Origin of the sequence: Neorhizobium sp. DAR64860/K0K1, assembly GCF_050500205.1 — a bacterium.
Taxonomy (GTDB): Bacteria; Pseudomonadota; Alphaproteobacteria; order Rhizobiales; family Rhizobiaceae; genus Neorhizobium; species Neorhizobium soli.
Window position 1 is genome coordinate 2,262,865 of sequence record NZ_CP191459.1, and the last position, 23,414, is coordinate 2,286,278.

At 63.7% G+C, this 23,414-nt stretch carries 17 protein-coding genes and 1 pseudogene; 1 reads left to right on the forward strand and 17 read right to left on the reverse strand.

What is annotated here, in order from left to right; translation table 11 throughout:
* Nucleotides 1–28 precede the first annotated feature (28 nt).
* Entirely contained in the window at nt 29–2,383 is a 2,355-nt protein-coding gene (locus tag ACQY1J_RS15650) for a PAS domain-containing sensor histidine kinase (protein WP_430250274.1), read from the forward strand.
* Between the two features lie 18 nt (nt 2,384–2,401).
* On the opposite strand, the gene ACQY1J_RS15655 is transcribed toward ACQY1J_RS15650, so the two are convergent.
* From ACQY1J_RS15655 to ACQY1J_RS15735, 17 genes and pseudogenes are all read right to left on the reverse strand, one after another.
* Nucleotides 2,402–5,359, reverse strand: coding sequence for a bifunctional [glutamine synthetase] adenylyltransferase/[glutamine synthetase]-adenylyl-L-tyrosine phosphorylase (locus ACQY1J_RS15655; RefSeq protein WP_430250275.1), 2,958 nt, complete (start codon nt 5,357–5,359; stop codon nt 2,402–2,404).
* Between the two features lie 25 nt (nt 5,360–5,384).
* Entirely contained in the window at nt 5,385–6,776 is a 1,392-nt protein-coding gene (locus tag ACQY1J_RS15660) for a sensor histidine kinase (RefSeq protein ID WP_174196051.1), read from the reverse strand.
* A gap of 39 nt (nt 6,777–6,815) precedes the next feature.
* Nucleotides 6,816–7,574 (reverse strand): response regulator transcription factor, encoded by a 759-nt coding sequence (locus ACQY1J_RS15665; RefSeq protein WP_274604797.1) that lies wholly within the window; start codon nt 7,572–7,574, stop codon nt 6,816–6,818.
* Nucleotides 7,575–7,674: 100 nt separating this feature from the next.
* Nucleotides 7,675–9,270, reverse strand: coding sequence for a Do family serine endopeptidase (locus ACQY1J_RS15670; RefSeq protein WP_430250276.1), 1,596 nt, complete (start codon nt 9,268–9,270; stop codon nt 7,675–7,677).
* Nucleotides 9,271–9,428: 158 nt separating this feature from the next.
* Nucleotides 9,429–9,908, reverse strand: a complete 480-nt coding sequence (locus tag ACQY1J_RS15675; protein WP_192087144.1) for a cytochrome c-type biogenesis protein — start codon at nt 9,906–9,908, stop codon at nt 9,429–9,431.
* Between the two features lie 137 nt (nt 9,909–10,045).
* Nucleotides 10,046–12,040: a heme lyase CcmF/NrfE family subunit gene (locus ACQY1J_RS15680; protein ID WP_430250277.1), complete on the reverse strand. Its 1,995-nt coding sequence runs from the start codon at nt 12,038–12,040 to the stop codon at nt 10,046–10,048.
* The gene (ccmE, locus tag ACQY1J_RS15685; protein ID WP_062579716.1) at nt 12,037–12,588 is read right to left on the reverse strand and encodes a cytochrome c maturation protein CcmE; all 552 of its coding nucleotides are present in this window, start codon (nt 12,586–12,588) and stop codon (nt 12,037–12,039) included. Before ccmE ends, ACQY1J_RS15680 begins: the two co-directional genes overlap by 4 nt.
* Nucleotides 12,585–13,781, reverse strand: a complete 1,197-nt coding sequence (ccmI, locus tag ACQY1J_RS15690; protein WP_430250278.1) for a c-type cytochrome biogenesis protein CcmI — start codon at nt 13,779–13,781, stop codon at nt 12,585–12,587. Before ccmI ends, ccmE begins: the two co-directional genes overlap by 4 nt.
* A 178-nt stretch (nt 13,782–13,959) precedes the next feature.
* Nucleotides 13,960–14,355: a hypothetical protein gene (locus ACQY1J_RS15695; RefSeq protein ID WP_425503213.1), complete on the reverse strand. Its 396-nt coding sequence runs from the start codon at nt 14,353–14,355 to the stop codon at nt 13,960–13,962.
* Nucleotides 14,356–14,672: 317 nt separating this feature from the next.
* On the reverse strand, nt 14,673–16,097 hold the full coding sequence (locus tag ACQY1J_RS15700; RefSeq protein WP_430250279.1) for a sensor histidine kinase: 1,425 nt from the start codon (nt 16,095–16,097) through the stop codon (nt 14,673–14,675).
* Nucleotides 16,087–16,758 (reverse strand): response regulator transcription factor, encoded by a 672-nt coding sequence (locus tag ACQY1J_RS15705; RefSeq protein ID WP_062453438.1) that lies wholly within the window; start codon nt 16,756–16,758, stop codon nt 16,087–16,089. The genes ACQY1J_RS15700 and ACQY1J_RS15705 overlap by 11 nt, the downstream gene beginning before the upstream one ends.
* A gap of 72 nt (nt 16,759–16,830) precedes the next feature.
* The gene (locus tag ACQY1J_RS15710) at nt 16,831–17,094 is read right to left on the reverse strand and encodes a hypothetical protein (RefSeq protein ID WP_062579714.1); all 264 of its coding nucleotides are present in this window, start codon (nt 17,092–17,094) and stop codon (nt 16,831–16,833) included.
* Between the two features lie 160 nt (nt 17,095–17,254).
* A complete protein-coding gene (locus ACQY1J_RS15715) occupies nt 17,255–17,476 on the reverse strand; it encodes a hypothetical protein (RefSeq protein WP_430250280.1) in 222 nt (73 codons plus the stop codon).
* A 64-nt stretch (nt 17,477–17,540) separates the two neighbouring features.
* Nucleotides 17,541–21,338, reverse strand: coding sequence for a baseplate multidomain protein megatron (locus tag ACQY1J_RS15720; protein WP_430250281.1), 3,798 nt, complete (start codon nt 21,336–21,338; stop codon nt 17,541–17,543).
* Between the two features lie 480 nt (nt 21,339–21,818).
* Nucleotides 21,819–22,262: an NlpC/P60 family protein gene (locus ACQY1J_RS15725; RefSeq protein WP_092661745.1), complete on the reverse strand. Its 444-nt coding sequence runs from the start codon at nt 22,260–22,262 to the stop codon at nt 21,819–21,821.
* A complete protein-coding gene (locus ACQY1J_RS15730; protein ID WP_430251963.1) occupies nt 22,259–23,134 on the reverse strand; it encodes a DUF2163 domain-containing protein in 876 nt (291 codons plus the stop codon). Before ACQY1J_RS15730 ends, ACQY1J_RS15725 begins: the two co-directional genes overlap by 4 nt.
* Nucleotides 23,131–23,379, reverse strand: a pseudogene (locus ACQY1J_RS15735) (DUF2460 domain-containing protein); the annotation flags it as partial. The gene ACQY1J_RS15730 and the pseudogene ACQY1J_RS15735, both read right to left, overlap by 4 nt.
* Nucleotides 23,380–23,414 lie beyond the last annotated feature (35 nt).

Here is a 23,414-nt window from a genome sequence, read left to right on the forward strand (position 1 = left end):
GGCGCAGCGAATCACGACGAGGGATCGGATGACGATGATATCGGGCGTGCAGCGGGAAACCGAGGCCGGGGGATGGTTGCGCTTCAAGTTTCCAGGCTTCAGCAGCCTTGGACGGACGGCTCCGGAGGAAGCTCAGCTTTCCGTCCGGCCGATCGCACAGCAGACGCCGCGCGTCGAGCTGGTGCTGAAGCGTTCCATTCCAATCCTGATCCTTATCTTTCTTGCCGTCGTTGCCGCATCGCGCATTATGGGGATCGTGGGCGAGCATGGCCGGATGGAAGATGCCGCGCGCCAGTCCGCGTCGCTGATGTCCGCGACCGCATCCGCCGCTTTCTCCGGACAGGAATCGCTGTTTGCTGCAGCCGACCGCCAGACTGCCCAAGCTCGTCTCGCGACATTCCTCGGCCAGGACAAGCTGGAGCGCGGCGCTGTCGTGCTCTTTACCGATACCACCGGCCGGATCTTCGGCGGCATCGGCGATACCGGCAGCTATCTCGGCAAGCGTCTTTCCTCGGTTCTTCCCGAAACCGCAGCCATGCGCCGCGTCGGCGGGTCGGGCACGGTCATCGAGACCTTTTTCGGTGATGTCCCCTACTATGCGTCGATCAAGCCAATCGGCAACGACGGTGCGCTGATCGTAGCGGCCCATTCGCTGGAGACGACGAACGAATTCGTACGTGGCGAAGTCTCGCTCAGCGTCACGATCTTTGCAGGCATTTCGGCCATCCTGCTCGTCATCCTCTATGCCTATTACGCTCAGGTGAAGCGCGCCCGCGACGCCGACGAGACGTTCGTGCAATCGAACCTGCGCATCGAGACGGCGCTGTCGCGCGGTCGATGCGGCCTGTGGGATTTCGACGTTACTAACCGGCGCCTGTTCTGGTCGGGCTCGATGTACGAGATGCTCGGCTTCCCCCCGGTTGGCAACGTCGTGTCCTTTACCGATGCGGCGCGGATGATGCACCCGACCGATGGCAATCTTTACGCTCTCGCCCGCGCCATCAGCCGCGGCAATGCCAAGCAGGTGGACCAGGTCTTCCGCATGCGCCACGCCGCCGGCCACTATGTGTGGATGCGCGCTCGTGCCCAGGTGGTGCGGATGGCAAACGGCCGCACGCACGTCATCGGTATCGCCATGGACGTAACCGAGCAGCACCGGCTTGCCGAACGCTATGCAGAAGCCGACCAGCGCCTTGCAGACGCAATCGAATGTACGTCGGAAGCCTTCGTTCTCTGGGACAAGAACGACCGCCTGGTGATGTGCAACACCCACTTCCAGCAGGCCCACGGTCTTCCGGACTCAGTCCTCGTTCCCGGCACCGAACGCAGCACCGTGCTTGGCGCCTCTGCCCGTCCGGTGATCGAACGCCGCGTCGCCGATCCCGATCGCAGCGGCCTGTCGCGCACCACCGAAGTGCAGCTTGCCGATGAACGCTGGCTGCAGATCAACGAACGCCGCACCCGCGATGGCGGCACGGTTTCCGTCGGCACCGACATCACCCTGCTCAAGCGTCACCAGGAACGTCTGCGCGACTCCGAGCGGCGCCTGATGGCAACGATCGGCGATCTCTCCGCCTCGCAGAAGAAGCTCGAGCGCCAGAAGGAAGAGCTTTCGACCGCCAATGCCAATTACCAGGCGGAAAAGGAACGCGCTGAGGCCGCCAACAAGGCGAAGTCGGAATTCCTCGCCAACATGTCCCACGAACTCAGAACGCCGCTCAACGCCATCCTCGGCTTTTCCGAAATCCTCGTGAACGGCATGTTCGGCCCGCTCGGATCCGCCAAATACAGCGAATACTCCCGCGATATCCACGACAGCGGCAAGCATCTCCTCAACGTCATCAACGATATCCTCGACATGTCGAAGATCGAGGCCGGCCACATGCTGATCCAGTCGGAGCCCGTCAACCTGACGCCGCTGATCGAGGAAAGCCTGAGGCTGACGGCGGTGGTCGCGCAGGAAAAGCAGATCGCCATCCGCCAATGCCTGTCGCCTTCCCTCGACATGATCGGCGATCGCCGGGCGCTGAAACAGGTGATGCTGAACCTCCTCTCCAACGCCGTGAAATTCACCGACGAAGGCGGCCGCATCGAACTGCGCGCAAAGCCGATCAGCGGCGGCATCGTGCTCACCATCGCCGACACCGGCATCGGCATCCCCAAGGCATCGCTGTCGAAGATCGGCCAGCCCTTCGAACAGGTGCAGAGCCAGTATGCCAAGAGCAAAGGCGGCTCCGGCCTCGGCCTCGCCATCTCCCGCTCGCTGATCACCCTGCACGGCGGCACGATGCGGATCCGGTCCGTCATGGGCAAGGGGACCGTGGTGTCGATCCACATCCCTCAAAGCGATGTGGTCCAGTTTACGGCAAAGAAGGTGGCTTGAGAGCTCTTGAGCCTTCGCTCAGGCTCTCACGACTTTCTCGAAAACCTTCCGCACCGCCTTCGATAGCCGCTTTACCTCACCCTCGAGCGTTGCCAGGTCCGGGCAGTCTCCGGCCCGGCAGATCCGCTCCACGAGGCCGGATGGCGCATCCTTCGGCTCGAACGGGCCGTCGACGCAGAGCCTGATGATCTGCGACAGCTCGCTGAACAACCTAAGTGCCTCAAGGCATGTATCGAGATCGCCTGGCGTCATAAGTTCGCCGAGGCGCTTCAGCAATTCTTCGGTGGTCGAGCCGTAAGTCGGGACGGTGATGCCCTTCACGGGTGCGACGAGGCGCAGGTACTGGGCGAGGAATTCGATGTCGATCAGCCCACCCGGAATCAGCTTGAAATCCCAGATATCACGCGGCGGCTTTTCCTTGCCGATCAGGACACGCATCTCGGAAACGTCCTTGGCGATCTGGCCGACATCACGCCCTGCCGACAGAACGTCGTCGATCACGTCCATCACCTCGCCCTGAAGGCTCGTGTCACCACAGACGAGGCGGGCGCGCGTCAGCGCCATGTGCTCCCAGGTCCAGGCCTCCTCGCGCTGATATTTGCCGAAGCCGCCGATGCGGGTGGCGACCGGTCCCTTGTTGCCGGAGGGGCGCAGCCGCAGATCCACCTCGAAGATCACGCCTTCCGCCATCGGCGCCGAAAGTGCAGCGACCAGCCGCTGGGTCAGGCGCGTGAAATAGCGTTGCGCATCGAGCGGCCGCGGGCCGTCGCTTTCAGCGACCGCGCTGTCATAGTCGTAGAGGAGGATGAGATCGACATCGGAGCCGGCGGTCAGCTCGAACGAACCGAGCTTGCCCATGCCGAGCACGGCCAGCCGACCGCCCGGATAGGCGCCATGCGCCGCCTCGATTTCGGCTGTCACGGCAATCAGAGCCGCCTCGATCAGGAGATCGGCGAGATGGGTAAATGCGCGACCCGCCTCCTCTCCGGAAATCGACCCGGTCAGCAACCGGATCCCGATCAGGAACCGGTGCTCGGCGGCAAAGATCCGCAGCCGGTCCAGCCGATCCTCGTAGTGCCGCGAGCTTGCCAGAAACGCCGTCAGCCGCGAGGCGAGAAAGTCGCGGGTGGGGATCTCCGCCATCAGCCCGGGATCCAGCATGCCGTCGAACACATGCGGTTTGGAGGCGACGATATCGGCCAGCCGCGGCGCAGAGGCCATGATCGTCACGATCAGCGAGAGAAGAAGCGGGTTGTTGCCGATCAGCGAGAACAGCTGGATGCCGGCCGGCAGACCTTTGAGGAAACTGTCGAACCGCAGCAGGGCCTCGTCGGCGCGGCGGCTTTCGCCGATCGCCTTCAAGAGCGCCGGCATCATCTCCGTCAGCCGCTCGCGGGCTTCCGATGACTGGGTCGCCCGGTAGCGTCCTGAATGCCAGGTCCGGATCACCCGGCTCATGTCGGCCGGACGCTCGAAACCGAGCCGGCCGAGCGTCTCCAACGTATCGGGATCATCCTTCTGGCCGGTGAAGACGAGATTGCCTTCGTAATTTCCGCCCTGCGAAGAAAGCTTTTCCTCTTGCTCGAACAACCGCGAATATCGCTTCTCGACCGTCCTCAGAATGGCTTCAAGCCTGGTCGAAAAGGCCGCAACGGTGTCGAAACCGAGCATGAAGGCAATGCGCTTCAGCTCCGCCTCGGTGGTCGGCAGCCGGTGCGTCTGCTCGTCATGCACCATCTGGATGCGGTGTTCCACATCGCGCAGGAACCAGTAGGCATCCGCCAACGCGGCCGCGATCTCGGGCCTGATCCATTTCGCCTCGGCCAGCGCCTTCAGCGCCGCTTCGGTCTCGCGCGTGCGCAAGGCCGGCATGCGGCCGCCGGCGATCAGCTGCTGGGTCTGCGCAAAGAACTCGATCTCGCGAATGCCGCCGCGGCCAAGCTTGATGTCGTGGCCTTTGACGGCAATCGCACCATGGCCCTTGTGCACATGGATCTGCCGCTTGATCGAGTGGATATCGGCAATCGCCGCATAGTCGAGATATTTGCGAAACACGAAGGGCGTCAGCAGCTTCAGAAAGCCCTCGCCCGCCACGATATCGCCCGCCACCGGTCGCGCCTTGATGAAGGCTGCCCGTTCCCAGTTCTGGCCCCTGCCCTCGTAATAGATCAGTGCCGCATCCATTGAGACGGCAAGCGGCGTCGAACCGGGATCGGGCCTCAGCCGCAGATCGGTGCGGAACACATAGCCGTCTGCAGTGCGCTCCTGCAGAATGCGGATCAGCCGCCTCATCATCCGCCCGTAGGTCTCCGATGCGTCGAGCGGGGCGGAGAGAATGCCGGCTTCCGGATCATAGAACACGACGATGTCGATATCGGAAGAGTAGTTCAGCTCGCGGCCACCGAGCTTGCCCATGCCGAGCACGATCAGGCCCGAACCGCGGCTGGGCTCCGCGGGGTCGACGAGCCGCAGCTTCCCGCTCTCATGCGCTGCCAGAAGCAGATGATCGATCGTCGCAGCCGTAGAGGCCTGCGCAAATTCACTCAGCCAGCGCGTCGTGTCCCTTGCCGAAAAGATCCGGGCGAGATCGGCGAGCGCCAGCAGAAAGCCGAACGCGCGCTTGGCATTGCGCAACGCCGTCATCACCTCGTTCTCGGACGGGATCCTTGCATCCACCGGTCGCCACGCCTCTCGGGCTGCGTCAACCAGCGCGGCCAGCGCATCCTCAACCGTCCCGTCGATCGCTTCGGCCAGAAGCTTCGGCCTGACCGAAGCCACATCGCGCAGAAACGGAGACAGCGAGAACGCTGCGACAAGAAAGGCCTTGAGCGGCCCATCGGCCTTGACGAGTTCAGCCACGGAAGGCTCGGTCTTGCCGATCTCCTTCAACAGGGAAAGCGCAAGCTTGGCCTCCGCCTGGTTCAGCGGCCGGATCACACCAGCCGCTACGTCGTCGAGCCGGTTTCCGGTCTCCATTCTTTTCCTCCCGCGCTCCGCCAGCCTAGCCCTTCACCACCGGAAACACCATGGTCACCGTCAAGCCGGGAGCCTCAGTGCTCGCCTCGTCGGTCGCGGAGAGCTCCAGCCTTCCGCCATGCAGCCCCATCACTGCCTCGACCAGAGACAGGCCGAGACCCGTTCCGGGCTTGGAACGACTGGCATCCAGCCGGAAGAACCGCTTCGTCACCTCTTCGCGCTTGTCCGCTGGCACGCCCGGACCGTTGTCGCACACGGACAGCCGGATCAGCCCGCCCACTGAGGACAGTTTCACCTTGATCTCGGGAACACCGCCGGCTTCAGCGGCGTATTTGATCGCATTGTCCAGCAGATTGAAGATCGCCTGGCCGATCAGTTCGCGGTTGCCGTTCACGGAAAGGCCGGGCTCGATCTCGGTCACCAGCGCCAGTCCAACCTCGTCGGCCACCGGTTCGTAAAGCTCGGCACAGTCCGCAGAGGCGGCAGAGAGATCGACATCAGACATTTCCGCCGCCATCGAACCCGCCTCGACCCGCGAGATCATCAACAGCGCGTTGAAGGTCCGGATCAGCTGGTCGCTTTCGCCGATGATCCCTTCCAGCGCGTGACGACGCACATCCTCGCGGTCTTCGGAAAGCGCATCGGCCGCCTTGTTGCGCAGCCGTGTCAGCGGCGTCTTCAGATCGTGGGCGATGTTATCGGAAACCTGCCGCAGTCCCTCGTTGAGTTTCTCGATGCGGCCGAGCATGGCGTTGAGCGATTCCGACAGCCTGTCGAACTCGTCGCCGGAGCGGCCAACCGGCAGCCGCTGCGACAGGTCGCCCGCCATGATCTTCTGGCTTGCGGCCGACATCCGGTCGATCCGTTTCAGCGCATTGCGGCCGATGCCGAACCAGATCACGAGAGCACCGAGCCCCATGATCGCCAGCGCCACCATCAGCGCCTGGCGCACGATATAGCGGAAACGGCTGGGATCTCCGAGATCGCGGCCGATCATGATCCGAAGACCGTTGTCGAAGCGCAGCACGTTGGCGATCGCAAGATGCCGCCGCGCGCCCTGGTTCTCGGAGTATGGGGTGTAGCCGAACGGCATGTCCGTCCAGCCTTCCTTGTCGAGAACGCCCGGCTGCACGGAGGCGACATTGCCGGCCAAGATATCGCCGCTCGGGCCCGCAATCACATAGAGATTGGCACCCGGCTGGCGGGCGCGCCGCTCCATGATGCGCAGCAGAAGGTTAATCCCGCCGCGATCATAGGCGCGCTGAATGTCCTGGATTTCCTCCTGGATCGTCTGGCGCGTCTGCTGCACCAGCGTCTTTTCGGAAAGTGCTGTCACGTAGAAAACCAGGAACGCGGCGCAGAGCGCAAACAGCAGGATGTAGAGTGCCGAAAGCCTGACCGCCGTGGAGCGGAACATCAGCCTTGCGCGGTTGACGATACGGGCAAACACGAAGGCTTACCCCTCGTCCTTGATCATATAACCAGCACCGCGGATGGTCTTCAGCAGCGGCTTGTCGAAATCCTTCTCGATCTTCGAGCGCAGCCGCGACACATGCACGTCGATCACATTGGTCTGCGGGTCGAAATGGTAGTCCCAGACGTTTTCGAGAAGCATCGTGCGGGTCACCACCTGGCCGGCATTCTTCATCAGATATTCGAGAAGACGGAACTCGCGCGGCTGCAGCAGGATCTCCTTGCCGGCGCGCTTCACCTCGTGGGACAGCCGGTCGAGTTCCAGATCGCCGACCCGGTAGGCCATATCCTGTTCCGGCGTGCCCTTGCGCCGGCCGAGAACCTCGACACGCGCCAGAAGCTCGGAGAATGCATAGGGTTTTGGCAGATAGTCGTCCCCGCCGGCGCGCAACCCGGTCACCCGGTCGTCCACCTGGCCAAGCGCCGAGAGGATCAGCACCGGCGCATTGACGCCGCGCTTGCGCAGTTCCGAAATCACCGAGAGACCATCGCGCCGCGGCAGCATGCGGTCGATCACCATCACGTCGTAGGAATTCTCGGTTCCCATGAACAGGCCGCTTTCGCCGTCGCTTGCATGGTCGGCAACAATCCCTGCCTCGCGAAAGGCCTTCGTCATGTAGGCCGCAGCCTCGAGATCGTCTTCAATCACCAGAATCTTCATGTGCGGGACAATAGCGTCGCTTGCGATTTTTGCACCAGCGGAATCATCGGCACTGCCGGAATGTGGGATTATCGTCTGCATCTTGAAACTCCATGAACGGTGAAGGGCGCCGACCGTTGCCGGTGGCGCCCTTCATGAGGTCGTCTGGGAGGACCAACCTATTGGGAACCAGTCGCTGACATCAGCTTTCGTCGATCGGCAGGGCCACGAAGCGGCTGGTGCCACCGGCTTCGACCTGGAACAGCGCACGGGTGCGGCCGTCCTTGCGGGCCTGCTCGATCACCTTGCCGATGTCATCGGCGGTAGCGACCTTGCGGTTGTTCACCGACAGGATCTTTTCGCCGTTCTTCAGGCCGCGGGCCGCGGCTTCGCTGTCCGGGTCCACTTCGGTCACGGCAAGGCCGGAACCGTCTTCTGCCGGCGCAACGGTGATGCCGAGCGAGGCGAGCGCCTTGCTGGTCGAGGGAACCGGCGCATCCGGCTGCTTCGGTTCGGCCGAAGCCGCCTCGTCGCTTGCCATGTTGCCGAGCGTCACGGTGACGTCTTGCATCTTGCCTTCGCGCCACAGATCGATCTTCACCTTGGCGTCAGGGCCAAAGCCTGCGATGCGGCGCGACAGTTCGCGGGCATCCTTGATTGCCTGGCCGTTGACGGCGGTGATGATGTCACCTTCCTTGATGCCTGCCTTCTGGCCTGGCGATCCCTCCTGCGGAGCAACGACAAGCGCGCCGGCCGCTTCCTTGAGGCCAAGCGAGTCCGCGATATCCTGCGTCACCGGCTGGATCTGCACGCCGAGCCAGCCGCGCGCAACCTTGCCGTCCTTCATCAGGTCGTTGATCACGTCCTTGGCGGTGGAGGCCGGGATCGCGAAGGCGATGCCGACATTGCCGCCCGACGGCGAGAAGATCGCGGTGTTGATGCCGACAACCTGGCCGGAAAGGTCAAAGGTCGGGCCGCCGGAATTGCCGCGGTTCACGGCCGCATCCACCTGGATGTAGTCGTCGTAAGGACCGGAGCCGATGTCGCGGCCACGGGCCGAAACGATGCCGGCAGTCACGGTGCCGCCAAGGCCGAACGGGTTGCCGACAGCCACGACCCAGTCGCCGACGCGGGTCTTGGTGTCGTCGGCAAAGGACACGTAGGTGAACTTGCGGCTGGTGGCATCGACCTTCAGCAGCGCGAGATCGGTGCGGCTGTCGCGGCCGACCAGCTTGGCTTCGAGCTCGGTGCCGTCGTTGAGGACGACCGTGTAGGCCTGACCGTCCGAAACGACGTGGTTGTTGGTGACGACATAGCCGTCTTCGGAGATGAAGAAGCCGGAGCCCTGTGCGGTCGGGCGCAGGTGATGCGGACGGTTCGCGCCCGGGCCACCACGCTCGGCACGGTCACGCGGACCGGCACCGGGTCCGCCATTCGGACCACCGGGAGCGCCTGGGCCGCCCTGGCCGCCGAATTCCTTGAAGAAGCGCTTCAAGGGATGGTCATCGGGCAGCTGGTCGAAACCGCGACCGCCGAAGTTGAAGTTGAAGTTGTTGCCACCTTCATCGGCGGTCTCCTGCGGCTCGTCCGACTGGACGCGAACGGAGACGACGGCGGGCGATACGGCGGAGACCACATCGGCAAAGCTCGGAGCCTGGGGCGCGGTCACGCTGACAGGCGCCGCAAAGGATGCGGTCACCTGCGCCGGAATGCCGGTCGAAAGCATGACGGCCGCAAGGCCTGCTACGGTGGAAGTCTTGAGAACCGTCTTCAGGGAGGGACGTTTAATGGTACGCATCTGAGCTACCTTCTTCTTCTCGTCAGTCTTGGTGTTGCCGGAGGTCCGGCGGCGGTGGTTGAGAAGAGATATAGGAGCCTGCACCTTAACTGCACGTGTCGGCGGCATGAATTGTTGGTAATGTTCGAAATTCTTGCAGCCTTGAGAAACGGCAGGCCTTACCGCTTCAACAGCTCGTCGATCCGCTTCTTTTCGGCATCTGTCAGAGCCGCGATGGAGCGTGTGTTTGGCCGGGTGCGGATAAAGACGAACAGCGCGACGATGCCGATCACCAGCGCCCCGATCGGCAGCGCCCAGAGAATGATTGTCCTTGCGCTCACACGCGGATTGAGCAGCACGAACTCGCCGTAGCGGGAGACGACATAGTCGATCACCTGCCCGTCCGTATCCCCATCCGTCAACCGCTCGCGCACCAGCACGCGAAGATCACGCGCCAACTCCGCATTGCTGTCATCAATCGACTGGTTCTGGCAGACCATGCAGCGCAACTGCGTGGAAATCTGCCGCGCCCGCTGTTCGAGGGCCGGATCCTTGAGGATCTCGTCCGGATTGACGGCGAATGCAGGAAGCGGCGCGAGTAGGAGGAACAGCGCAAGCAGAACTTGCCCTGATCTGCGCCAACCCCATCCGCCCCTCATCCGGCTGCCGCCACCTTCTCCCAGCAAGCGGGGCGAAGGACGCAAGCGGCGCTCTTCCAACCACAAGCGGGGCAAGTCCCCTCTTCCCGCCTGCGGGGAGAGGGCTAGGGTGAGGGGCACTCTCGACAGAAAACGCATCATTCCGCCGGCTCCAGCCCACCCTTCGGCGTCACCACCTTCGGCCGCTTGGCCGGCGCGCCGACCCGCAACCGGCGATCGGACAGCGACACGAACCCGCCCACCATCATGATCAGGCATCCGCCCCAGATGCACAGGATGAACGGCTTCCACCAGATCCGCACGACAATCCCGCCGCTATCCATGGGGTCGCCGAGCGACACATAGAGCTGGCTCAAACCGAAGGTGAGGATCCCTGCTTCCGTCGTCGGCATGCGCCGCGCCGTATAGAGCCGCTTCGAAGACCAGACGTCGGCAACAGCAGCGCCGCCCTTGCGCGCCGTGAAATGCCCGCGGCTTTCGGTGTAGTTCGGCCCGACGGCATCGCGGAACCCGTCGAAGGTCAGCGAATAGCCACCGGCCTCGGCCGTCTGGCCCTGCTTCATCTCAACCACCGTTTCGGTGCCGAATGTCGTTGCCGCAAAAATCCCGAGCACGGTGACGCCCATCCCGAAATGCGCGAGTGCCGTTCCGAACGCCGAACGCGGCAGGCCCCTCACGCGCCGAAGGCCTGTCGCGAAGCCGACCTTGCCGAAATTGCCGCGATACCAGAGATCGGCAATCGCGCCGAACATGCCCCAGAAACCGAGCGCCAGCCCGAAGATCGACAGAACCGGCCCTCCGCCCTGGAAATACGCGAAGGCGAGACCGGCCGCGAGCGACAGTCCGGCAAACACGTAGAGCCGCTGCAGAGCGCCCAGCAGATCGCCGCGCTTCCAGGCCAGCACCGGGCCGAACGGCACGGCGATCAGAAGCGGCAGCATCAGCAAGCCGAAGGTCATGTTGAAGAACGGTGCGCCGACAGAGATCTTTTCGCCGGTCAGCGTTTCCAGCACCAGCGGATAGAGCGTGCCGGTCAGAACCGTGGCCGTCGCCACCGTCAGGATCAGGTTGTTCAGCACCAGCGCGCCCTCGCGCGAGATCGGCGCAAACAGTCCGCCCGCCTTCAGGCTCGGCGCCCGCCAGGCAAACAGCGAAAACGCACCGCCGATGAAGACGGCGAGGATGCAGAGAATGAAGATGCCGCGGGTCGGGTCGGATGCAAACGAATGCACCGAGGTCAGCACGCCCGACCGCACCAGGAAGGTTCCAAGCAGCGACAGCGAGAAGGTCATGATCGCCAGAAGCACCGTCCAGATCTTCAATGCCTCGCGCTTTTCCATCACCAGTGCCGAATGGAGCATCGCGGTGCCCGCAAGCCACGGCATGAAGGAAGCGTTCTCGACCGGATCCCAGAACCACCAGCCGCCCCAGCCGAGTTCGTAATAGGCCCAGTAGGAGCCCATCGCGATGCCAGCGGTAAGGAATGTCCAGGCCGCCAGCGTCCACGGTCGCACCCAGCGCGCCCAGGCGGCATCGATACGCCCCTCGATCAGCGCCGCGACGGCAAACGAAAAGCAGACGGAAAAGCCGACATAGCCGAGGTAAAGCAGCGGCGGATGGATAGCGAGGCCGAGATCCTGCAGAACCGGGTTGAGGTCCTGCCCTTCCGCCGGCGCCGGGTCGAGCCGCAGGAACGGGTTGGACGAGAGCAGGATGAACAAAAGGAAAGCCGAGGAGATCCAGGCCTGCACGGCCAGAACATTGGCCTTCAACGTATCGGGCAGATTACCGCCGAACACTGCCACCAGCGCCGAAAACAAGGCGAGGATCAGCAGCCACAGCAGCATGGACCCTTCGTGATTTCCCCAGACGCCGGAGAATTTGTAGAGCATCGGCATCATCGAATGGGAGTTCTCCCAGACGTTTTTGACCGAGAAGTCGGACACCATATAGGCCCAGGTGAGTGCCGCAAACGAGATCACCACCAGAGCAAACAGCGTCAGCGACCCGGTCGTTGCCAGCGCCATCATCGCGGGATCGCGACGCCTGGCACCGATCATCGGCAGGGTGGACACGATCAGCGCGGTGGCAAGCGCCAGAACCAGCGCGTAATGGCCGATCTCGACGATCATTGTCTGGTCACTCCCTCGGCGGACGTCCCCGGCATCTGTAGCATCACCTGCGGCTTGCCGTCGGTCTTGTTTTCCGGCTGCGCCGCATCCTTTTTCGGCGCCATGCCCTTGCCGGTCCCGTCTTCCCAGACACCGTCCTTCTTCAGACGGTCGGCCACTTCCTTCGGCATGTAGTTCTCGTCATGCTTGGCCAGCACGCTGTCGGCGGTAAACCGGGTGCCGCCGTCAAACACGCCTTCGGTCACCACGCCCTGCCCCTCGCGAAACAGGTCGGGCAGAATGCCGGTGTAGCTGACATCGACCTTGCCGGTACCATCGGTCACGGTAAAGCTCACCGTCGATCCCTGGCCGCGCTTGACCGATCCCTCTTCCACCAGCCCGCCGAGCCTAATGCGCGTTCCCGGCTGGATATCGGTCTTGGCCAGATCGCCCGGCATGAAGAAATACGCGACCGACTGCGAGAAGGCGAACATGACCAGCAGCACCGCAATCGTGACGAAGCTCATGCCGCCCAGAATCACCGCCATGCGTTTCTGCTTGCGTGTCATGGTCTTGCTCCTCCCGGCGCCGGCGATGCGTCCGCATCGAGCCCGATATCCTTGCCAAGCGCCAGCAGACGCTTGCCATCATTGCCGTCAGGCGGAAACTGCGCCAGTCCGGTCGAAAGTGCGTCGCGGGCCTTTGCCTCGTCGCCCAGCACCGCATAGGAGCGCACCAGCCGCAGCCAGCCCTCGATATTGTCGGGCTCGTCCTTGAGCTTTGCGGCGAGACTGTCGACCATGCCGGCAATCATCGCCTTGCGATCACCCTGCGACAAGTCCTGCGCTGCCGCAACATCTTCCTGTGTCGGCCCTCCGAGCAAAGGGGCCGCAGGCTTTGCCGCCAAAGGCGTCCCCCCGTTCTTGACGATATGTTCGTCGAGCAGACCCTTCCACGGCGCATCGGCAGGCGTTGCGCTTGAAAGCTCCTCGAAGGCCGCGCGTGCCTCGTCCTTCCTCCCGCCCTGCTCCAAACCAAGTGCTGCATAAAAGCGCGAGCGCGGATCGGCCGGATCGAGTTTCACCGCCTGCTCGAACGCCTGGCGCGCCGCTTCCGTGACGATCCCGTCATTGGCGACAACAAGCGTTTCGCCGAGGCCCGAATAGCGGGCATTGCTCGGACCGATGAAACGGATCGCATTGCGATAGGCCAGTTCGGCATCGCCCGCACGGTTCAGCCGCAGATAGATCGGCGCCAGAATATCCCATCCCGAACCATCGGTCGGATTCTCCGCCAGATGCCGCTCCACCTTGGTGACGAGCAGCGCGATATTGTTGCCGGGGTTTTCAAGACGGGCCTGTAGCGGCTGGTCCGGGATGCCGGGATTTCCGAGGCTCAAGTAAAGACAGAGCCCCAATGCCGGCGGCACGACGGTGACAAGTGCCGTGGCGATCCGGTGCTTGCCCGCACCGGCCCCGCCGTTCTTGTCCTGATCGTTTTCGGCCGCAGCGGCAATCAGCCGGCGTCCAACCTCGGCACGGGCGTTCTCCGCCTCCTCAGTGCTGATCAACCCGCCTTCGCGGTCGCGGTCGATTTCCCGCAGCTGGTCGCGATAGACTTCGACCTCTCCGGCCCTCGTGGAATTGCCCCGACGAGCATTCGATACGCCGGAAGCAGCCGCCGAAGCGCTGCGCGCAAACGGCAGGAGAAGGGCCACTGCGACGGCGGCCGTCAGCAGCGCGAGAACGATCCACAAATACATATCGCCCAATACCGCAATCGGTGACGCTTTCCAATGGCCGGCCAGTGGTCTAGCGCGCGTTGACGCGAATTTGACGGGTATTGCCGCAGCCGGCAGGCGTTCCCCTAGCAGCAAAGATCGAGACCGCTCCCGACAGCATCGGCAACGGTTTTTTATTTTCCGCGTCTGATCGGGATTGTCAGGTCAACGGCGTCCATGTGCCGCTGGCGTTGCGGCAGGCTGCCCCCCGCGACATCAGTTCCTTGCCGGCGGCCGTGACGGTGTGGCGATACTGGCGGCAGTTCTGCGAGCCGACCTGGAACGGCGCGTTGGCGATCACTTCGCCGCTCGCATCGTCACCCTTCCACTTGATCGTCTGGCCGACGGCACTGCCTTCAAGCGCGCGGTATTCCGCCTCAAGCGCCCGCGTCCGATCGCTGCTGGAGAGCTCAGCGCCGGTCCGCCCGACGATCCCGCCCTGCAGCGCCGTGATATAGGCAGCCGAACTTGACGGCCGTTGCGACAGCAAGCCTTTCGGGGCACCCGCCGCGGTGGAACTGGTGTTGCACCCTGCCAGCAGGCCGGCAATCGTCATGAATGTTGCTGCAGTGAGGAGATGTGACAACCGCATCGTGTCGGGAACCGCGCTCGTTTCGTTTTCGGGATCGGAACCGGCATCATTCGGTTTCCGGCTTGGCGCCATTATGACGCTATTGGGTCGGAACTGAAATGCTGCGATTGTCGCCTCTCCTTTTTGTGCGCAGTTCTTGTTGTCGCCGTGTCGTCACGGCATGATGTTGCATTGGCTGTAGACAAGATATAGCAGGCGATCCGTCCGTCCAGAACCGTCGGAAGCAAGTGCGGCGTCGTTGCCCATCGGCCACAGTTTTCTTCCCTCAACCGGCCTTGTGCTCAGCCGGCGACTTCCTTGATCATGCCCGGCAGCAGCAACTGGGTCCGAAGGCCACCGCGCACCCCGCGCGTCATCTCCAGCTCGCCCTGATATTCGCTGACGATCTCGCTTACAATCGACAGTCCCAGCCCGGCGCCCGGCTTGCTCTCGTCCAGCCGCCTGCCGCGCTTGACCGCTTCGGTGATCTGGTCGGGATTGAGACCCGGCCCGTCGTCTTCGACGGCCATCTCGATCCAGGGACGCTTGGCCGCCTCTCCTTCTGCCTTTTCCGGTGGCGCTGTTGCAAGCGCTGCCGTCACCCAGACGCCGGTGCGACAGAACCGTGCGGAGTTTTCCAACAGGTTTCCGATCGTCTCCTCGACATCCTGTTGCTCCAGCGCAAGCGCTGCGCCCGGCGGATAGACGGAAAGGTGGAATTCCTTGTCGGGGTTGAGGCGGCGCATGACCCGCACCAGCCGTTCCAGCACCGGCTCGATATCCGTGCGCGCCAGAAGCGAGTTGCGCTGTGCCGCGATCCGGGCGCGATTCAGATAGGATTGCACCTGCGCCTGCATCGTCTCGGCCTGCGAGCGGACGAGATCGGACGAGACCTTGTCGAGCATGCGCGACTCGTTCAGCAGAACCGCGATCGGTGTCTTCAGCGAATGCGCGAGATTGCCGACCTGCATGCGGGCCCGCTCGACGATGCGGCGGTTGCTTTCGATCAAAGCATTGATGTCGTTTGCCAAAGGCATGATTTCACGCGGAAATTCTCCCTCCAGATGCTCCGCCTCACTGCGCCTCACCCGCTCCAGCGAGCGGCGCGCCGCATCAAGCGGCTGCAATCCGTAGAGGATGGCGAGGCCGTTGACGATCAGGCTGCCGATCCCGAACACGCCGAGCGCGATATAGAGGCTGCGCGAAAAGCTGCGGATATCGTCTTCCACGGCATCGAGATTGCCCGAGACGCGAAACCGCGCCGCGCGTCCCTCGCCGTCCAGAACCACCTCGGTTTCTGCCACCAGAACATGGTTCCCGAAAGCGTCGCGGGTCGGATAGAAACGCTCGTAGCGATTGTTGAACGGCGCCTGCAGGATCGACGGCACTGTGATGTTGGAGGTCCCGAGCGACGAGGACGAGATCGCCGTCGCGGCAAACGTGCCGAGCGGTTCGATGATCCAGTACCATCCGGTCTCCGGCTGCGAGAAACGCAGGTCGCCCAGTTGGGGGTTGCCGATCAGCTTGTTGTCCTCGCCGATCGTCACGGAATTGATGACGTTATAGAGCTGCGCCCGCAAAAGGTCGGTAAACGAGCGTTCGGCGGACTGGCGGTAGAGCTGCGAAATGACGATCGAGATCACCACCAGCGCCACCGCCGACCACGTGGTTGCCAGAAGCAGAACGCGAGCGGTGAGCGAGCGAGGCCCTATCCGCTTAATGCGCATCGTTGGGCGCTTGCATGCGGTAGCCGAGGCCCCGCACGGTTTCGATCAGGTCGACACCGATCTTCTTGCGCAGGCGCCCGACAAACACTTCGATCGTGTTGGAATCGCGGTCGAAATCCTGGTCGTACATGTGCTCCACAAGCTCGGTGCGCGACACGACCTGGCCCATGTGATGCATCAGGTAGGAGAGAAGCCGGAACTCGTGCGAGGTCAGCTTCAACTGTATCCCATCGACGCTTGCCTTCGATGCCTTGGTATCGAGACGAACCGGACCGCAGATGATCTCGGACGACGAATGCCCCGCAGCACGCCGGATAAGCGCACGCACGCGCGCAAGCACTTCTTCCACATGGAAGGGTTTTGCCACATAATCGTCGGCGCCGGCATCGATACCCGACACCTTGTCGCTCCACCGGTCACGCGCCGTCAGCATCAGCACCGGCATGCCCTTGCCCGCCTCACGCCACTTCTCGACAACGGTGATGCCGTCCATCTGCGGCAGTCCGATATCGAGGATAACAGCGTCGTAGGGCTCGGTCTCGCCGAGATAGTGCCCTTCTTCGCCGTCGAAGGCCTGATCGACCACATAGCCGGATTCCTTCAACGCGTCGGAAAGCTGGCGGTTGAGGTTGACGTCGTCTTCGACCACGAGAATACGCATGAAACTGTCCTGAAAATCACTGCGGGCCCCGCCGCGGTATGAAGCTTACAAGCCGGTTTACAGGCAACCGGCCTACATGGGAACCCGGACCGTCACCTTGCGCGGACGTTCGCCGTTGCCCTGCACCAGCACGGTGACAATGCAGGTCTGTCCGTCCGAGGATGGCTGGGCGGACAAAAGCTGACCTCCCGTGTCGCGCAATACCTTGTTTGCCGCCGTGCCGCAGTCGCCTGCAACCAGGATCAGATAGTCGCGCGCCGGCGCGTTTGCCGGCACAAAGGCCGCCAATCCCGCTATTGTCGCGGCGATGATCGCAATGATCGGCAGTCGCGCCATGGCTTTCGGTTTCCACTCATAAGACGACAGGTGTCACGCCCCGGGATCACGGTCTTGAATCACGTCCCCGAAATCATGTCCAAAGCATTCGATGGAGTATGTATCCAATACCAACTGAATGGCAAATGAATGGTCTGTAATGCTGACCCTCGTGGCGCCGTCATCCCTTGCCCGTCGGATGGATCGGCGCGCTCGCGACGATCCGCCCGTAGAGCGCCAGCAACCCGCCGAAAGCACCGGCAAAGGTGACCAGAATGTCGGCAAGCTCCCCTTGCGCATCAGCGTTAATCTCCACTCCCGCCCCATGCGCAAGCGGGGCGGCAACGGCAATCAGCGCGCCCCAGATCGTCTTCGATTGATACCAGGCTTTTGTCCCGTCCATAGCTGTCTCCCATCACGATATTGTCAGAAATCGGCACACAAAAATTGGCACTCAAACTCGGCTGTCAGAACGCGATCGTCGCAAGCGCCGCAATGCCGAGCGGCACGGCTTGCCCGATCTGGCGGATGCTCAGGGTGAGGCTCGGCTGCTGAGAGCCGAAATCGGCAAGCTCGTCGCTCGCCGGATAAAGGAACAGCGGAGCCTCGACCTCCACCCGCCGCACCACGACGCCACTGGTCCCGAGGATCTCGACGCGGTAGCCTTCGTCCGGCTCGTCTCGCGGAATATCGCGCCCGTCCAAGCCGTCGGCATCGACGCGCCCGCGCCGGATCCAGCGGAACTGGGCAGCGCCATCGGCCAACCGGACACCGCGGATATGCACCGGCGAAAGCGGCGTCTGCGCCCTTTCTCCACCGGCAAACACATGCGGTCCCGACCGGCCTCCGACGGCGCCCAGGCTTTCGGCCAGGAAATTCAGCCTCCGTCCCTGCTCGTCACCGGTCAGCCCGAGCGGCTTCACGGCATCGTCCAGCACCACGCAGGCCGCACCGACAGCGCTCCCGGCCGCCATCGCATCCTCGGTTCCCGCCAGTCCCCGCAGCAATCCAGACAGCCGCCATCGCCCCGCCGCGATCTCCTGCGCCTTGGCAAACCCGACGATTTCCCAGATGCCGTTTGACGCGCGGATGGCTAGCCGGTTGTCGCCGCTCAACACCGCCAGCGTCTGCGCCGACGAGAGACCGCCGAAATAAAGCTCGAGATCGAGCACCTTTGAGCGGTCGAACCGCGCCGTCACACCGGGGTCGAGCGCCGAAACCAGCAAGCCGAGCCTTGCTGGGCGATCGACCATCACCCGCCGGCGATATCCATCGGTCGTTGCCGAAGACGAAACCGCGATCCGCCGCCAGGGCCTGCAATAGGCCGCGACAGCCGCAAACCCTTCATCATCGGACGAGGTCAGCCGCGGCAGGTCGAGAAAATGGAGGACCGGCGCAAAGGCGTCGCTCGCCGAACGACCGCTCTCACGCCGCGTCGTCACTGCGTCATAGCGACCAGGCGGAAGCGGCGCATGGTTCTGTGCCTCGATCCGCCGCACCGTCCCGTCCTCGACCCGCTGGACGACGAAGATACCGTCGGGGCCATCGGTGAGGTGCACCGCATCGCCGGGTTCGAGCGCCAGATCCTGCGGCGGCAGTGTGAAGGAGATCGAGCGCCGTGCCACGCGTTGCGCTCGCAGCACCGATTCCACCGCCCCGAGCGCCGCTTCCTCGCACAGCGTCGCCGGAAGGTCGTAGCTCGCCACCCGCTCGCTTTCGGCCGTAGCGCGGCGCGACCGTGCGCTCGCCTGCTCATAGTCCAGAACCGGATTGTAGAAGCCAAGCACCGCTTGCGCCGGGAAGTCGCTGTCGTGCCCCCGGCTTTCCGACCAGAGCGGTTCGCTCTCCACCTCCGCCACAATCCCGACCTCGCGCGCGGCAAGGCTCGAACCCTGCCTCGAGCGGAACCGCAACAGCCCGGCATCCTCGCTGACGTCGATTTGGAACACGCTCAGCAAAGGCTCCAGCAGCGAGCGGGCGGAGGTAACATCAGCCTGCACATAGCCGGTCAGATCGCCGCTCACGCCGGACACGTCGAAATCGTCAAAACCGTGATCGGTGAGGATGGCCGCGATCGCGTCGGCAAGCGTCGTTCCGCCCAGCCTGCCGTTCAGCCAATGCCCCGTGCGCCAGTTCTCGCCGTCGCTCCAGATCGTCAGGTCGTCGGGAAAGGCCGGAGACGGCCGCGCATCCCATGTCCAGACGAACACATGATCCGGATCGACCATGCCCACGGGTGCCGCCTCGCCCTGCCACCAGCCATGATGCGCTTCAAGAAACCGTCGCTGCTGGCTGTCGGAGCGCCCGCCGGACGAGAAATACGGCAGGCTGCTTTCCACCGATTTCGGATCGACAAACACATTCGGCTGGTTGGCGCCCTTGTCGACAGCCGGGCAACCCAGTTCGGTAAACCAGATCGGCTTCATCCCGGGCAACCAGGCCGTCGCTTCCGCACTCTCCACGCCGCCCACCCGGTTATAGTGGCGGTTGTCCCACCACCCTTGGAGATCCTTGGCGCGAAACACCCAGGGCTTGCCCGCCAGCCCGTCGGTGATCGGCGAGCGCAGCCGGTTCGCCCGGTCGGCCTCGCTTGCGTAATACCAGTCGAACCCCTCGCCCGCCGCAATCTGCGCCGCCATCGCCGCCCGGTCGTCGCAGGACCGGAACCCATCCGGATTTGCCGCTGCCAGATCCTCGTCGCGCCAGTCGGCGAGCGGCATGTAATTGTCGATCCCGACCGCATCTATATGAGGCGACGCCCAGAGCGGATCGAGATGGAACAACACATCGCCGGAACCGTCCTGCGGATGGTAGCCGAAATATTCGCTCCAGTCGGCGCCGTAGGTCAGCGCCGTCGCCGGTCCGACAAGCGCCCGCACATCCGATGCCAGCGTCACCAGCGCCTCGACGAACGGAAACGCACCGGTCTGATCGCGGATCTGCGTCAGCCCCCGCAGTTCCGATCCGATCACCAGCCCCTCGACGCCACCGGCCGTACTGGCGAGCTCGGCATAATGCAGCACCATCCGCCGATAGCCGTCCGCCCCGTTGGCAAAAGCCTCGACCTGCGTCCTCGCAACCGACGTCCTGTCGGCACTTCCCGAAAGGCCCGGTGCAGGGTGACAGGTAATCCGCCCGCGCCACGGGTAGCTTGCCTGCTCCGCCTGGCCATAGGGATCGGCCAGACCATTACCCGGCGCGATGTCCATCATCACGAACGGATAGAGAAACACCTTCAGCCCGCGCGCCTTGAGATCGGCAATCGCCGCGAGCACGCTTGCATCCCCAGGCGTGCCGCCATAGGCCGGCCCGCCTCCCGACGAACTGACGCGGTGCGCCGCGCTCCTCACCACCCCGGCAACCGACCATACGGTGCTTTCGTCGCGCCGTGTCTCCACCTCGACACCCGGCAGAATGCGGCATTGCCCCGCGCGCAGATCCGTCCCGAACCAGGCGACGACCAGCGCCACGCTCTCAAGATCGGGGCAGAGCGCCTGCAGTTCGTCGAGCGATGCCTGCCAGTCGGTCGTTGCCACCATCGTGTTGCGGTTGAGAATGCGGGCGCTGCCTTCCGCCGTCTTCTCGGTCACCTGAACCGTGTGATAGCCATGCTCCGTCGCCCCGGGAATGATCGTCACCGCCCGGATCTGCCTCTCCAGCGTCCCGACCGGCCGCACCACCTCGAACTGCAGCAGCGGAATGCGGTTGCCAAACGCTTCGAGCGGCAACCGGTCGAACACGACATAGGCAAGCCCGCGATAGGCCGGCGCGTTACCTTCGCCCTGCTTCGCCTCGATCAGCGGATCCGGCAACTGCGTCTCGTCGCCGGCATGAACGCGCATCTCGATCGCCGTCAGGTCCATTTCCTGACCATCGGCCCAGACGCGCCGCACGCAGGCGATCGGCCCCTCGCAGAGCCCGACGGCGAAGTTGGCGAAATACTGAAACGTTTCCGTCTGAGACCCGCCCGTCGCCTTGGCGCCGGTCCGCTCCCGCGTCGCCTCCTCCTCGAACCGCGTCGCCCAGATCAGCGTGCCCCCGATCCTCGCGGTACCATACAGCCGGCTGACCGCCGCCCCTTCGTCCGCCCCCGGAATACGCGCCGTCGCAAGCCTAGCACCCGAGACGGTCGAGGAGCCGCCAAGCAATGCCCGATCAACGACGCTCCCCGCCAACGCCCCCGCCGCCCGTCCAAGGATCGCCCCGACAGGACCAAACACACCGCCAAGTGCCGCACCCGCCGCCTGAAACAGGATCGTCGCCATAAAAACCCCTCACGCCGACCCAGTCGTGAACTGGATGCGCGCTCATGTTGTGAAGTTATTGGATTGCGGGAGGGAGGTGGCTGCCTCCTCGGTGGCGGCCCCTCACCCTAACCCGCTCGCGGGGAGAAGGGACCGCAGGACGCAGCCGGATGAGAGGCACGTAAGCCCACACATCCACCACCTAGATACCCGCTAAAATTGTGATACCGTATCGGCGTTTGGAAACAGAATGCAGCACGCGCCGCGCCAGCCGGCGCACTGGCGGAGATGGGCTCCGCCAGCTTAGGCAGGGAGCCTTGTTTCCAACCATGGAGGTGATGTCATGAGGCTTTGGCCAATTGGCATGACGCTTATCGTGAGAGTGACCCGGACGGGCTGGTCAGTGTCCGTCCGGATCTCATTCGCAAGCTAAGCAATCCGATGGGTGGGGTTACAGCCCCATCCATCACTCCATCACTATACGCTGAGCCTTCCCAACTTTCAACCATCCCTTGCCGGCGGAAACCGGTGCACGGCAGCGATTTTGCAGCGCCAGGAGGGCACCAGAACCGAGCGTGTCACCGCCATCTGCTCGTAGGCATGAATGAAATGAGACGGCCCGGCAAGAATGCCCGCATGCTTCACCATCGTGTCCGGTCGCCAACGAAACAGCAGCAGATCACCGGGTTGCATCTGCCCGAGGTGATGTGCCGTGCCGAACAGCCGGATGCCAGCCTCCGCCATCCGATCTTCGCCGCCCCGTTCCGCCCAATCTGGCGCATAAGGCGCCACCAGTTCCGGCTCTTCGCCATAAAGCTCCCGCCAGATGCCGCGGATCAGGCCGATGCAATCGCAGCCGATGCCGCGCGTTGCCCCCTGATGCCGATAGGGCGTGCCGATCCAGGTCTCAGCCACCGCGACGATCCGCTCTCCGGCGGCGCTCATTCGAACAGCGCTCCGCCATCATGCAGCCGCTCGCCATCCACATAGGAATAGGCAAAATCGGAGCCCGGCACATGCGGAAAGCCGCGGAAATTGAGAAGGTTCGCGAACCGCCCGCCACACGTCGAAACCGTCTTGTCGCAACCGGCCGTCAGCGTCACCGCCTGCCCGGGAACGACCGCCTGCTCCAGCGGCAACCAGAATGTCAGCCCCGCCTTGCCGTCGGCGCGTCGTTCATGAACCTCGATATCCACCTGCGATCCGCCCGCAAATTCCGCGATGCCCCGGCCGAAAAATCCCTCGGCAAAACCGGACAGACCCGACACGACGATGCGGCTTTTATCAACGACCGCATCCACCACGCCATTCCCGCGCCAGGCCGAGAGGTCGACCCGGCAGCTGTTATCGCCAAGGCTAGCGTCGCAGCGCCTGCCATAGACACGGCCCTGCGGCTGGCCCAGCCGGTGCGCAAGGCTCCGCAGCTCTGCCTTGAACGCCCCGCCCGATCGCGAAACCTCGCCGATCTCGCGGATATTGAGCAGCATGTGCTGAGCCGGATCCGCCCAGTTGACCACGAACAGCTCGACCCGCGCACCGTCATAGCGCCCGCTTGCAAGATCCGCCTCGTCGATCGCAGCGCTGGAGAGCCCGCCTTCCACCTCTTCCACGCTGGCAGCCATGCCGAGCGCCTGTTCCGCCTCGCTCGCCGCAAAACCGCTCGCCGCCAGAAATGTCGTGCCGTCGAATACCAGATCGCGGTCATGCTCGGTAAACCCAAGCACCACCGCGTCGCGTCGCGTCACGCGCCAGCAATAGCAGATCGTCGTTGCCTCGCCGCTCAGATGGCCCGCCAGACCCGCCGGGATCGCCCTCATGCCAAAACCTCCGTCAATGGAATGGCCGGAATCCGCCCGGCGTCGAAATGCGCCAGATTGATCTCGATCCGGTCGGTATCGAAGCGCACGGCCACGTCGAATTCGAACCCGGCCCGCACGATCTGGCCGGCTGCCGGCACATGCCCGGCCGCAAACGTCACGATGCCGATCGCCGTATCGACAGTGAACGAGCTCGCTGCCTTCGCCACGCCGCCGACCGACAGGACCACCGTTCCCGCCACCGGCTTGGTGACCCGCCCCGATAATGCGGATCATGTCG